Source organism: Bradyrhizobium sp. CB1717 (assembly GCF_029714325.1).
GTDB lineage: Bacteria > Pseudomonadota > Alphaproteobacteria > Rhizobiales > Xanthobacteraceae > Bradyrhizobium.
On sequence record NZ_CP121666.1, the window covers coordinates 5304698 to 5318229 of the forward strand.

The 13532-nt window shown below is 65.0% G+C and carries 11 protein-coding genes; 6 read left to right on the forward strand and 5 right to left on the reverse strand.

The window, feature by feature from the left end; all coding sequences use genetic code 11:
• Nucleotides 1–43: 43 nt before the first annotated feature.
• The gene (gene sufB / locus QA649_RS25285) at nt 44–1540 is read right to left on the reverse strand and encodes a Fe-S cluster assembly protein SufB (RefSeq protein ID WP_260384116.1); all 1497 of its coding nucleotides are present in this window, start codon (nt 1538–1540) and stop codon (nt 44–46) included.
• A 113-nt stretch (nt 1541–1653) separates the two neighbouring features.
• On the reverse strand, nt 1654–2793 hold the full coding sequence (locus QA649_RS25290; protein WP_283026093.1) for a cysteine desulfurase family protein: 1140 nt from the start codon (nt 2791–2793) through the stop codon (nt 1654–1656).
• 339 nt (nt 2794–3132) lie between these two features.
• On the opposite strand from QA649_RS25290, the gene QA649_RS25295 reads away from it, so the two are divergent.
• Nucleotides 3133–3780, forward strand: coding sequence for an alpha/beta hydrolase (locus QA649_RS25295; protein WP_018641706.1), 648 nt, complete (start codon nt 3133–3135; stop codon nt 3778–3780).
• 102 nt (nt 3781–3882) lie between these two features.
• Here QA649_RS25295 and QA649_RS25300 read toward each other — a convergent pair whose 3' ends face one another.
• The 3 genes from QA649_RS25300 to QA649_RS25310 all read right to left on the reverse strand — a co-directional run bounded on the left by QA649_RS25300 (nt 3883) and on the right by QA649_RS25310 (nt 6093).
• Nucleotides 3883–4206, reverse strand: a complete 324-nt coding sequence (locus QA649_RS25300; RefSeq protein WP_283019575.1) for a multidrug efflux SMR transporter — start codon at nt 4204–4206, stop codon at nt 3883–3885.
• Nucleotides 4207–4216: 10 nt separating this feature from the next.
• Nucleotides 4217–4894 (reverse strand): glutathione S-transferase family protein, encoded by a 678-nt coding sequence (locus tag QA649_RS25305; RefSeq protein ID WP_283019576.1) that lies wholly within the window; start codon nt 4892–4894, stop codon nt 4217–4219.
• 95 nt (nt 4895–4989) lie between these two features.
• On the reverse strand, nt 4990–6093 hold the full coding sequence (locus tag QA649_RS25310) for an anhydro-N-acetylmuramic acid kinase (protein WP_283019577.1): 1104 nt from the start codon (nt 6091–6093) through the stop codon (nt 4990–4992).
• A 165-nt stretch (nt 6094–6258) separates the two neighbouring features.
• Here QA649_RS25310 and tyrS point away from each other — a divergent pair, with 165 nt between their 5' ends.
• The 5 genes from tyrS (at nt 6259) to QA649_RS25335 (ending at nt 13510) form a co-directional block, all read left to right on the forward strand.
• Entirely contained in the window at nt 6259–7512 is a 1254-nt protein-coding gene (gene tyrS / locus QA649_RS25315) for a tyrosine--tRNA ligase (RefSeq protein WP_283019578.1), read from the forward strand.
• A 56-nt stretch (nt 7513–7568) separates the two neighbouring features.
• Nucleotides 7569–8828 carry an MFS transporter gene (locus tag QA649_RS25320; RefSeq protein WP_283019579.1) on the forward strand — a complete coding sequence of 420 codons (1260 nt, stop codon included), beginning with the start codon at nt 7569–7571 and terminating at the stop codon, nt 8826–8828.
• Between the two features lie 219 nt (nt 8829–9047).
• A complete protein-coding gene (locus tag QA649_RS25325; RefSeq protein WP_283019580.1) occupies nt 9048–9491 on the forward strand; it encodes a DoxX family protein in 444 nt (147 codons plus the stop codon).
• A 359-nt stretch (nt 9492–9850) separates the two neighbouring features.
• Nucleotides 9851–11545, forward strand: a complete 1695-nt coding sequence (locus QA649_RS25330; protein WP_283019581.1) for a methyl-accepting chemotaxis protein — start codon at nt 9851–9853, stop codon at nt 11543–11545.
• A gap of 270 nt (nt 11546–11815) precedes the next feature.
• The gene (locus QA649_RS25335) at nt 11816–13510 is read left to right on the forward strand and encodes a methyl-accepting chemotaxis protein (RefSeq protein ID WP_283019582.1); all 1695 of its coding nucleotides are present in this window, start codon (nt 11816–11818) and stop codon (nt 13508–13510) included.
• Nucleotides 13511–13532 lie beyond the last annotated feature (22 nt).

A 13532-nucleotide genomic window follows, 5' to 3' on the forward strand; every position in this document is an offset into this window, starting at 1 on the left:
CAATTGATGTTGGAGCGCCGGAGCGCGCCGCGAGGGCCAGCGATCAGCCGACCGACCCTTCAAGCGAGATCGAGATCAGCTTCTGCGCTTCCACCGCGAATTCCATCGGCAGCTGCTGCAGCACGTCCTTGACGAAGCCGTTGACGACGAGGCCGACCGCCTCCTCCTGCGAAAGGCCGCGCTGGATGCAGTAGAACAGCACGTCCTCGGAGATCTTCGAGGTCGTCGCTTCGTGCTCGAACGTCGCCGAGGAGTTCTTGGCCTCGATGTACGGCACGGTGTGCGCGCCGCATTTGTCGCCGATCAGCAGCGAGTCGCAGGCCGTGAAGTTGCGCGCGCCGGTCGCTTTCCGGTGCGCGGTGACGAGACCGCGATAGGTGTTCTGCGACTTTCCGGCGGCGATGCCCTTGGAGATGATGCGGCTCGACGTGTTCTTGCCGAGATGGATCATCTTGGTGCCGCTATCGACCTGCTGGAAGCCGTTCGAGATCGCGATCGAGTAGAACTCGCCACGCGAATTGTCGCCGCGGAGGATGCAGCTCGGATATTTCCAGGTGATCGCCGAACCGGTCTCGACCTGGGTCCAGGAGATCTTGGAGTTGGCGCCACGGCAGTCGCCACGCTTGGTGACGAAATTGTAGATGCCGCCCTTGCCTTCCGAATTGCCGGGGTACCAGTTCTGCACTGTCGAGTACTTGATCTCGGCATCGTCGAGCGCGACGAGCTCGACCACGGCGGCGTGCAGCTGGTTCTCGTCGCGCTGCGGCGCGGTGCAGCCTTCGAGATAGGAGACGTAGGAGCCCTTGTCGGCGATGATCAGCGTGCGCTCGAACTGGCCGGTGTTGCGCTCGTTGATGCGGAAATAGGTCGACAGCTCCATCGGGCAGCGCACGCCCGGCGGCACGTAGACGAACGAGCCGTCGGAGAACACCGCCGAGTTCAGCGTCGCATAGAAATTGTCCGAGGTCGGAACCACCGAGCCCAGATATTTCTGCACCAGCTCAGGGTGCTCGCGGATCGCCTCCGAGATCGGCATGAAGATCACGCCGGCCTTCTTCAGCTCGGCCTTGAACGTGGTCGCAACCGAGACCGAATCGAACACGGCATCGACCGCGATCTTGCGGCGCGCCGGATCTTCCTCGCCCACCTTGGGCTCGACGCCTTCGAGCATGGCGACTTCCCGCAAGGGGATGCCGAGCTTCTCGTAGGTCTTCAGGATCTCCGGATCGATCTCGTCGAGCGAGGAGACCGACTTCTTCGGCTTCGGCGCCGCGTAGTAATAAAGATCCTGGAAGTCGATCTTGGGATAGTCGACGCGCGCCCAGGTCGGCTCGGTCATGGTGAGCCAACGCCGATACGCCTCGAGCCGCCACTGGAGCATCCAGGCGGGTTCGTTCTTCTTCTGTGAGATGAATTTTACGATCTCTTCCGACAGCCCCTTGGGGGCCTTCTCGGAGTCGATCAGGGTCTCAAACCCATAACGATATTGGTCGACGTCGATGCGCTTCACGCGCTCGACCGTCTCTTGTACGGCTGGCATTCCATCCTCCGCTCGCGGTTTCAAGGACCGCGGTGGATCAAACTCGGACGAGTATTACGATGTTTTTTGGCAGAAAGCACGGGCTTAGAACCGTTCGAGCCGTGTTTCGTCGCTTAGCCTCTAAGTAGGGTATTACCGAGCTTTCGCCAAGCCTCTAACGCCTTATTGATGTCTTCAGGTTCCGTGGACCAGCCCAGACTGAGGCGCACTGCTCCCTGCGCCACCGCGGGGTCGTACCCCATGGCCGACAGCACATGGGACGGCTGGACCTTGCCGGAAGAACACGCTGAACCGGAGGACACTGCGACCCCTTCGAGGTCAAAGCCGATCACGGCAGTTTCCGCCTTGAGGCCGCGCGCCGTGAACAGAGTGGTATTGGATAACCGCGCCACGTCATCCGAGAAGATCGTCGCCCCGGCGATCGTCCGGATGCCATTTTCCAAGCGATCTCTTAGGGTTGCCATGCGTTCCGCATCCTCCGGCAGAGCCTGAAGCGCGGCCTTCACCGCGGCGCCAAAGCCGGCGATTCCCGCCACATTCTCGGTTCCGGCGCGACGGCTGAGTTCCTGTCCGCCGCCCCGGAGTACGGGCTCAAGCCCGGCAATCCCCTCCGCCACGACCAGCGCGCCGACGCCCTTGGGGCCGCCGATCTTGTGTGCAGAAAAGGTCGCAAGGTCCGCGCCTATCGCGTTAATATTAAAAGGCATTTTGCCAAGAGCCTGAATCGCGTCGATGTGCAGGAGGCCGCCGGCCTCATGGACGATCTGTGCGGCCTCCGCGACCGGCTGGAGCGCGCCGGTCTCGTTGTTGGCCGCCATGATCGAGACCAGCGCCGACGGACCATCCATCAGCTGCGTCTTCAGATGGTCGAGATCGACCACGCCGGCGCGCGTCACCCCGATATGGCCGATCTTCTCCGCCGGGAACCGGCCGCCTGACAGCACCGAGGCGTGCTCCACTGCCGAGACCAGCAGCCGCTCCACGGGACCGCCGGCCGGCCCCCGCAGTCCGGGCGACAGCGCCAGCGCATTGGCCTCGGTTCCAGCGGAGGTGAAGACGACATTGCGCGGCAACCCACCGACCGCAGCCGCGAGCGCGGCACGGGCGTCCTCGACCAGCCGCCGCGCCTCGCGTCCCTCGGCATGGACCGAGGAGGGATTACCAATCAGCTCCCAGGCCGCGAGCATCGCGGCGCGCGCCTCGGGGCGAAGCGGCGTCGTCGCGTTCCAGTCGAGATATACACGGGTCGGCATAGAGTAATATATTACCTTACGTTCGTAGAGGCGCGCCTCCCGCCCGACATGGGCCGCCTCCGCGCCCTTGGCAACCTGATTCCGGCCCCGCGCATTCCGGTGACAGGCCCATGACACGCTAACGTCTTGAGCCCATTGGCCGATGTTCAAGATGCTTGCTTTTTGCCCCTGCGCCCATGCTAGAACGCGGCCGTCAAGTCACCGCGCGCCGTTTGCGCATCACCGCGAGGCGCACGCCTTCTCACCCTTCATTCGCGCTTCATCGGCATCCGCCGATGAAGCCACAATCGGTTGATTGCCGAGGATCCTCGTTCCAGCACATCAATCAAGAGATCATCGATGCCTGAAGTCATTTTCGCCGGCCCCGCTGGCCGCCTCGAAGGCCGCTATCACCCGGCCAAGCAGAAGAACGCGCCGATCGCGATGATCCTGCATCCGCATCCGCAGTTTCACGGCACGATGAACCATCAGATCGTGTACCAGTGCTACTACGCGTTTGCGCATCGTGGCTTCTCGGTGCTGCGCTTCAATTTCCGCGGCGTCGGCCGCAGCCAGGGCTCGTTCGACCACGGCACCGGTGAATTGTCGGATGCGGCGGCCGCGCTCGACTGGGCGCAGACCATCAATCCCGAAGCGCGCGCCTGCTGGGTCGCCGGCTTCTCCTTCGGTGCCTGGATCGGCATGCAGCTCCTGATGCGCCGCCCCGAGGTCGAAGGCTTCATCTCGATCGCGCCGCCGGCCAATCTCTATGACTTCTCGTTCCTTGCGCCCTGCCCCTCCTCGGGCCTGATCGTGCATGGTGAGAAGGACGCGGTGGTGCCGCCCAAGGACGTCAACACGCTGGTCGAGAAGCTGAAGACGCAGAAGGGCATCGTGATCGACCAGCAGATCATCCCCGGCGCCAACCACTTCTTCGACGCCAAGCTCGAGCCGCTGATGGAAACCATCACCGCGTATCTCGACATGCGCCTCGCGAACGTGCGCTAACGTCCGCAGCTTTGTAGCCCGGATGGAGCGAAGCGAAATCCGGGACCCCTGTCGCTTGTGGCGTGACCCCGGATTGCGATTCGCTCCACCCGGGCTACGAGTTCAAGCCAGCTTCAGCGCGACGATCCCCATCAAGACGAGCGCGATGCCCGCTAGCTTCATCGCGCTCAAGGTCTCGCCGAACAGCACGACGCCCATGACGAAGGTGCCGGCAGCGCCAATGCCGGTCCACACCGAATAGGCGACGCCGATCTCGAGCACCTTCAAGGCCCGGCCCAGCAGGAAAACGAAGGCGGCGAGCAGCATCAGCGAGACGATGCTCCAGCCCACGCGCGTGTAGCCCTCCGCGTATTTCATCGAGATCGCCCAGCCGACATCGAGCGCGCCAGCGATCACCAGCATCAGCCAGGCCACAGGGGGCGACATCGGCGTGCGCTCAGGCCGCAAGCTTGAGCAGATGGGCGTCGTGGCGAACGAGGAAGGCGCGCAGCAATTGCGGATAGTCCGCCCCGACCGCGGTGCGCACACTCGGCCGCTTCGCGAGCTCGGCGCGCCACGCCCGCACCTTCGGCACATCGCGGAAGATGCCGTGCTCAGTCAACTCGTCGAACAGGTCGAAATAGCGGAAGATCGGCGCGAACACCGCATCGACGAGGCTGAACGTCTCGCCTGCAAAATACGGCCCTGCACCGAGCGCCGCTTCGACACGCGCGAATTTCGCCGCAAGCGCCTGGCGCTTGCCGTCGAACGTCGCCGGATCCGTCGTCGTCTCCAGTCCCCAGACATCGCCGAGGATCGCCGAGCCAAACTCCATCCAGGCGCGATGCTCGGCGCGTTTCAAGGCATCCGACGGATGCAGCTTGAGGCCTGCTTGCGTCTCCTCGATGTACTCGCAGATCACGTTGCTCTCGAACAGCGCGACCTCGCCCTTCTCCGTCGTCACCACCAGCACCGGCACCTTGCCGAGCGGCGAGAGCTTCAAGAACCAGTCCGGCTTGTTGGCGAGATCGATGTCGATCCGCTCGAACGGCACGCCCTTCTCCTTCAGCGCGATCACGGCGCGCTGTACGTAGGGACAAAGCTTGTGGCTGATGAGTTTGAGCGAAGTCGTCATGGCAATGATCCCGGCGGTTAGATGCAACTGCATCGAAGATACATGCATTTGCATGCACTCGTCAAGTTCAATGCAACTGCATTAACCGCCCCGCCTCAGGGCCGCGCGATCACCCCGCCCGTCATCGGCATCGGCACGCCCGTAGTCGCCGGATAGGACAGCGGCAGACCCTTCAGGCCGCGCGCGGCAAGGAAACCGAAGGCCTGCGCCTCGATGGCGTCGGAGGCCCAGCCGAGGGTCTCGGCGGCCTCGACGGTGGCCGATCCCACACGGTCCCGCAGCATCCGCAGCATGGTGAGGTTGCGGGCGCCGCCGCCGCAGACGATCCAGCTGCGCGGCCGGCGCGGCAGCAGCGGGATGATTCGGGCAATCGCGGCAGCGGTGAAGGCTGTGAGCGTCGCCGCGCCGTCGGCCGGCGGCACGTCGCCAAGCTTGAGTGCTGCAAAGTCATTGCGGTCGAGTGATTTCGGCGGCGGGCTTGCGAAGAACGGCAATTCCAGCGCACGGGCGATCCAGGCTTCATCCGCCTTGCCGAGCGCCGCGAACTTGCCTTCGGCGTCGAAGGCCTGGTTCATGGTGCGGTACATGAAGTCGTCGAGCAGCGCATTGCCCGGTCCGGTGTCGCAGGCGATCAGCGTGTCGTTGCCGTCGATATAGGTGATGTTGGAGACGCCGCCGATATTGACCACGACGATCGGCCCCTCGCGCTCCAGCGAATTGGCCAGCGCCCGGTGGTAGACCGGTACGAGCGGCGCGCCCTGCCCGCCGGCCTCGACGTCCGCGGCGCGGAAGTCGTGCATGACAGGAATATGGATCGCCCTGGCCAGCGCCGGCGCATCGCCGATCTGCACCGTCAGCCGCTTCTCGGGGCGGTGCAGCACGGTCTGGCCGTGGAAACCGACGATGTCGATGTCCTCCGGCCGCATCCGGTTCTGGGCGACGAAGGCGGCCACCGCCTCGGCATGCGCCAGTGTCACCGCGCGCTCGGCCTCGGCCAGGATTCCCGGCCGGGCATAGCGCTGCTGCAGGTGCACCGCCTCGGAGAGCGCCTGGCGCAGCAGGTTGCGCTCGGCCGGGCTATAGGGCCGGTAGCCGGACGGCCCGAACGCCTTCACCTGCTTTCCGTCGGTTTCGATCAGCGCGACATCGACCCCGTCCAGCGAGGTGCCGCTCATCAAACCGAGTGCCGTCAACATCATGGATCAGCGTCCTCAACAGACCCCCTCCGGCATGCCGATCTTGTGCCAGAGGGACACATCTTATAATGCCACAGCGCCAAGTGGCGGGCAGCAACCGAGTTCCCACGGAAGACCCTTAAATTGCTCCCGAAACAGTAAACCAAGAATTGTCAGGCACGCCGACAGATGACTGCTTTTAAATCGGATTTCCTCAACACCCTGCAGGAACGTGGATTCATCCACCAATGCTCCGATTTCGAGGGGCTGGACGCCCTCGCCGCCAAGGGCGAGGCCACCGCCTATGTCGGCTACGATTGCACCGCCCGCTCGCTGCATATCGGCAACTACCTGACCATGATGATGCTGCACTGGCTGCAGCAGTCCGGCAACAAGCCGATCACCCTGATGGGCGGTGGCACCACCATGGTCGGCGATCCCTCCGGCAAGGACGAGACGCGCGCGATGCGCACCGTCGCCGAGATCGAGGCCAACAAGGAATCGATCCGCGGCGTGTTCGCAAAGGTGCTCCGCTATGGCGACGGCAAGAGCGACGCCATCATGCTCGACAACGCGGAGTGGCTGACCAAGCTGAACTGGATCGAGATGCTGCGCGACGTCGGCCGGCACTTCTCGGTCAACCGCATGCTGACCATGGACTCCGTGCGCCTGCGCCTCGAGCGCGAGCAGGAGATGAGCTTCATCGAGTTCAACTACATGGTCTGCCAGGCCTACGACTTCGTCGAGCTCGCCAAGCGCACCGGCTGCAAATTGCAGATGGGCGGCTCCGATCAGTGGGGCAACATCATCATGGGCGTCGATCTCGGCCGCCGCATGGGCACCCATCAGCTGTTCGCGCTGACGACGCCGCTGCTGACGACCGCATCGGGCGCCAAGATGGGCAAGACCGCGCAAGGTGCGGTCTGGCTCAACGCCGACCAGTTCTCGCCCTATGACTTCTGGCAGTACTGGCGCAACACCGAGGACGCCGACGTCGGCAAGTTCCTGAAACTGTTCACGACGCTGCCGCTAGCTGAGATCAAGAAGCTCGAAGCGCTCGGCGGCTCGGAGATCAACGAGGCCAAGAAGGTGCTCGCCACCGAGGCGACCGCGCTGCTGCACGGCCGCGACGCCGCGAACGAAGCCGCCGAAACCGCGCGCCGCACCTTCGAGGAAGGCGCGCTCGCCGAGAGCCTGCCGACGGTGGAAATTCCGCGCGGCGAACTCGACGCCGGCCTGGGTGTGCTCAACGCCTTCGTCAAGGCGGGCTTGGTTGCCTCCAATGGCGAGGCGCGGCGCCAGATCAAGGGCGGCGGGCTGCGCGTCAACGACGCGCCCGTCACCGACGAGAAGATGGCACTGTCAGTGGCGAATCTGACGCCGGAAGGCGTGGTCAAGCTGTCCTTCGGCAAGAAGAAGCACGTCCTGATCAAGCCTGCATAGGCGTATGAGCTTTTGATGCTTGTCAGGGCGCGCGGATGCGCGCTCCCTGACGGGCAATGGATCAGAACACGCCGAGAGGAGCGATCAGGGATGGCGTTGCGGCGACGCCGCAAGGCGCCGTGCGCATCGCACTCACCGTGCTCGCACTCTGCTTCGCGCTGGCCGTGCTGGGACGCGGGCTCGGCGACAGCTTTACGGTGTTCCTGAAGCCGATCTCGGAAAGTTTTGGCTGGGACCGCGCGCAAATCGTCTCGGTCTATTCGCTCACCTGGCTCGCGAGCGGACTCACCGCGCCATTCGTCGGACGCCTGTTCGATCATTCCGGACCGCGCATCGTCTATGCGCTCGGCTTAGTGCTGCTCGGCGCGGCCTTCCTGATCGCGGCGCACGCCCGGCAGCTGTGGCAGTTCCAGCTCTCGATCGGCCTCTGCGTCGGCATCGGCGTCGCCTTCATCGGGATCGTGCCGAACTCGATCCTGCTCGGCCGCTGGTTCGGGCCGCGCCTGCCGACTGCGATGTCGGTAGTGTATTCGGCGATGGGCGGCGGCGTGCTGGCGCTGCTGCCGGCCTCGCAGCTGCTGATCGATCACATCGGCTGGCGCGACACCTACCAGCTGTTCGGCTTTGCCGCCTTGGGCCTGCTGGTGCCGCTGCTGCTGCTGCCGTGGCGGCTGTTCGCCGCGGGCTCGCCGCATGTCGTGAAGAAGACCGATCCTGATTTCGTCGACAACGGCTGGACGCTGCTCGGCGCGATGCGCCACCACGCCTTCTGGGCGCTGTTCTCGACCTTCTTCTTCACCGCCGTCGGCATGTACGCGATCGCCGCGCAGATCGTGGCCTATTTGATCGATGCCGGCTTCCCGCCGCTCCAGGCCGCGACCGCCTGGGGTTTTTCGGGCGTCGTGCTGGTGTTCGGCATGCTCGGTGTCTCCGCGCTCGACGGCCTGATCGGACGCCGGCCGTCCGTGCTCTTGAGCTACGCGATCTCGATCCTCGGCATCGTCCTGCTCTGGCTGCTGCAGTATTCGCCGAACATTCTCCTGCTCACCGGTTTCGTCATCTGCTTCGGCAGCATGATGGGCTCGCGCGGCCCGCTGATCAGCGCGACCGCGATGCGGATCTTCCAGGGCAAGCGCGTGGGCACCATCTACGGCACGATCTCGATCGGCAGCGGCCTCGGCTCGGCGTTCGGCTCCTGGAGCGGCGGCCTGATCCATGACGCGACGCACGGTTACAACGCGCTGCTCGCCTTCGCACTTGCGAGCGTGATCCTCGGGATGATTCCATTTCTGATTGTGCCCGCCTTGCGGCGCTAGGTTTCTCAGGGGTAACCTGATCGCATTCGTGTCACCGGACAATTACGGGTGGGACAGATGCGAATACGCGCAAAAAATACGGGCTGCACGCGGCTGAAACCCCAGCCTGCGGTGTTTTGTCCGACATGACAAAAATGTCAGCGCGAAAATAATCTTGGGTGGCTTGCGAGGAGGAACCGAATGCGGTCCAAGTCGCTACATTGGATGGAGGGCAAACCAATGGACTTTTCTTTTCTCTCTCGCTTTCAACCGGTTCTTCTGAGCCTGTTTCGCTTCATCACCGGCCTCTTGCTGTTCCAGTACGGCATTGCCAAGCTGTTCAAGTTCCCGCCTGTGCCGATGTTCGCCAAAGTCGAACTGATGTCACTCTACGGCGCGGCCGGGACGATCGAACTGGTGGTTGGCGGGCTGCTGATGATCGGCCTGTTCACACGCCTCGCCGCTTTCATCCTCTCGGGTGAAATGGCCTTCGCCTACTTCATGGGCCACATGTTCAAGGGCGAAGCGCCGGTGTTCCTGCCGCTGCTCAATGGCGGCACCGCCGCGATCCTGTTCTGCTTCGCCTGCCTCTACCTGTCGGCCGCCGGCGGCGGACCGATCAGCGTCGATGCCGCGATGGGCAAGGAGAGCGGCGCCGCCGGCGGCGCCTTCGCGCGGCGCTAAGGCGCCCCCGGATCACTCCACAAGCAGCGGCACCGACGCATCCGCCGGTGCCGCATCAACGCGCCCCGAGCACGTTCCAGATCAGAACGAGGGCCGCGACGAGCAGCACGGACATGATGATGCGATGAACGAATCGATTCATTGCGGGTCCGGCTCCGCTCCATAGCCACCAAAGTCCAAGATCGATTTTCCCGGGCAGTCCGCATCGGCGGACAACAAGCGCGGCGATTTGCCTGCAGGATTACGCATCCGGCTGCGAACGGTGTTGTGCGCGGCAGCGCGCCGCACGCGTCCATTCATAATTGGTAATAACTTCATGCTACCGACGCGAGCAATAACAACCATTCGTAGAGGCCGCGATGAAGCTGCTCAGCCATCTGAAAATCCGCACCAAGCTCACCAGCATGGTCTGTCTCGCGGCGCTCACGGTGACGGCCATCATCGGCGTATCGGCCGTGCTCAGCAAGAGCCGCATGATGGAGGATCGCGTCCAGCAGATGCGGACCGCGGTGGAGCTGCTCTACAACTACGCCCAATCGCTCCAGGACGAGGTCGCCGCCGGCAAGCTGACGCAGGCCGAGGCCAAGGCCCAGTTCCATCAGCGCGGCCGCCGCATGAGCTTCAACGGCGGCCAGGGCTACCCCGTCGTCTACAATCCCGATACCTCGCTGTTCGTGAACGGCGCCAACCAGCAGCTTGAAGGCAAGATCACCGGCGCGACCGACTCCAACGGCGTTCTCATCGCCGACGCCATCCTCAACGCGGCCAATCAGAATGCGCAGGGCGGCGTGGCCTCCTATCTCTATCCCCGCCCCGGCCAGACCGAGCCCGTGCGCAAGACCGTGTTCACGCGCAAATTCGCCCCCTGGAACGTGACGATCAGCTACGGCCTCTATGTCGACGACATCGACGCCGACGTGCGCGCGCTGACGCTGGAGCTGGCCGCGATCGGCGTCGGCCTGATGCTGCTGATGGCGACGCTGTCCTGGCTGATCGCCCGCGACGTGCTCGGCGCGCTCGACCGCCAGAAGAACCGCATGCAGGAGATTTCCGAAGGCGCCATCGACAAGCCGGTTGAGGAGACCGACCGCGGCGACGAGATCGGCCGCATGGCCGAGACGCTCGAAGTGCTCAGGCAGACCGCGCTGACGGCGCGCAATCTGGAGGCCGAGCAGGTCGCCGCCAAATCCCGCAGCGAGCAGGAGAAGCGCGAGGCCCTGATCGCGCTTGCCGACCGCTTCGACGCCTCCGTCGGCCAGCTCGTCGGCCTGATGGCCTCCGGCTCCGGCGAGCTCGAGACCACCGCCAAGTCGATGTCATCCACCGCCGAAGGCACCAACCGCCGCGCCGCCGTGGTCGGCTCGGCCGCGACCCAGGCCAGCCAGCGCGTCCAGACGGTCGCGGCCGCCGCCGAGGAGCTCTCCTCCTCCATCACCGAGATCAGCCGCCAGGTCGCGCAATCCGCCGAGGTGACCGGTCGCGCCGTGGACAGCGCCCGCCGCACCGACACCATCGTGCGTGCGCTCTCGGACGGCGCCCAGCAGATCGAGCATGTCGCCGAGCTGATCTCCAGCATCGCGGCGCAGACCAACCTGCTCGCGCTCAATGCCACCATCGAGGCTGCGCGTGCGGGCGAAGCCGGCCGCGGCTTTGCCGTCGTTGCCTCCGAGGTGAAGTCGCTGGCGAGCCAGACTGCGGAGGCCACCCGCGAGATCGGCGACAAGATCGCCCAGATCCAGGGCGCCACCAAGGAAGCGGTCGACGCCATCGGCGGAATCACCGCCACCATCGAGGAGGTCAGCCGCATCGCCACCTCGATTGGAGCTGCCATCGAGGAGCAAGGCGCCGCCACCGCCGAGATCGCGCGCAGCGTCTCGCAGACGGCCGAGGCGACCAAGGAAGTCACCACCAATATCGGCGGCGTCTCCACCGCCGCCAACGAGACCGGCAACGCCGCCGGGATGGTGCTCGCCGCGGCCAGCAGCCTCTCCAAGCAGGCCGAGCAGCTCTCCGGCGAAGTCGGGACGTTCCTGAAGGGCGTTCGCGCGGCGTGAGCCGCGCGACATCCGTGGCTCGAACACGACGATGCATCGACGAATCGCTGCATCGATTGAGCCGGCGCTCGGCCGCATAAACTCGATCACGATCTCTATTTTTCTGGACACGTCGCCGCAGTCGTTGGCCTCACGCCTGCATATGCGTGTCCACGGCTGCGCGGATTGCGGCGCGCCTGAACGCGCCATCCCCTTGCGTTCAGGAATGGTAAGAACTTCCTGATACGGCTGCGCGAGAACAAGCATTCTACAACCGTTCCCGAGGCCGTCATGACGCTGCTCAGCCATCTGAAGATCCGCACCAAGCTCGCCAGCATGGTCTGTCTCGCGGCGCTCACGGTCACAGCGCTCATCGTCGCGTCCGCCTATCTCAGCAAGACCCGCATGCTCGATGATCGTGCGCGCCAGATGCAGACGGCGGTCGATCTGCTGCACGGCTTCGCGCAATCGCTTCACGACGAGGTCGCCGCGGGCAAGATGACGCTCGCCGAGGCGCAGGCCCAGTTCAAGCTGCGCGGCCGGCAGATGAAGTTTGGCGGCGGCCAGGGCTATCCCGTCGTCTACACCGCCGATTCAACCGTGATGATGAACGGCGGCGCGCCTCAGCTCGAGGGCAAGAACAACGGCATCAAGGATGCCAATGGCATCGTGATCGGCGACGCCACCGTCAACACGGCGAGGCAGGCTCCCGAAGGCGCCGTCCTGTCCTATCTTTTCCCGCGTCCGGGCGAGACCGTTCCGGTTCGCAAAATGGTGTTCGCTCGCTACTTTGCGCCCTGGAACGTCGCAATTGCCTACGGCCTCTATGTCGACGACATCGACGCCGACGTGCGCGCGCTGACGCTGGAGCTGGCCGCGATCGGCGTCGGCCTGATGCTGCTGATGGCGACGCTGTCCTGGCTGATCGCCCGCGACGTGCTCGGCGCGCTCGACCGCCAGAAGAACCGCATGCAGGAGATTTCCGAAGGCGCCATCGACAAGCCGGTCGAGGAGACCGACCGCGGCGACGAGATCGGCCGCATGGCCGAGACGCTCGAAGTGCTCAGGCAGACCGCGCTCACGGCGCGCAATCTGGAGGCCGAGCAGGTCGCCGCCAAATCCCGCAGCGAGCAGGAGAAGCGCGAGGCCCTGATCGCGCTTGCCGACCGCTTCGACGCCTCCGTCGGCCAGCTCGTCGGCCTGATGGCCTCCGGCTCCGGCGAGCTCGAGACCACCGCCAAGTCGATGTCGTCGACCGCCGAAGGCACCAACCGCCGCGCCGCCGTGGTCGGCTCGGCTGCGACCCAGGCCAGCCAGCGCGTCCAGACGGTCGCGGCTGCCGCCGAGGAGCTGTCCTCCTCCATCACCGAGATCAGCCGCCAGGTCGCGCAATCGGCCGAAGTGACCGGTCGTGCCGTGGACAGCGCCCGCCGCACCGACACCATCGTGCGTGCGCTCTCGGACGGCGCCCAGCAGATCGAGCATGTCGCCGAGCTGATCTCCAGCATCGCCGCGCAAACCAACCTGCTCGCGCTCAATGCCACCATCGAGGCTGCGCGTGCGGGCGAAGCCGGCCGCGGCTTTGCCGTCGTTGCCTCCGAGGTGAAGTCGCTCGCAAGCCAGACCGCGGAAGCCACCCGCGAGATCGGCGACAAGATCGCCCAGATCCAGGGCGCCACCAAGGAAGCGGTCGACGCCATCGGCGGCATCACCGCCACCATCGAGGAGGTCAGCCGCATCGCCACCTCGATTGGAGCTGCCATCGAGGAGCAAGGCGCCGCCACCGCCGAGATCGCGCGCAGCGTCTCGCAGACGGCCGAGGCGACCAAGGAAGTCACCACCAATATTGGCGGCGTCTCCACCGCCGCCAACGAGACCGGCAACGCCGCCGGCATGGTGCTCGCGGCTGCCAGCAGCCTCTCCAAGCAGGCCGAGCAGCTCTCCGGCGAAGTCGGCACGTTCCTCAAAGGCGTGCGCGCGGCGTAGGCTGCGGCGCCGGAAGCTCCTC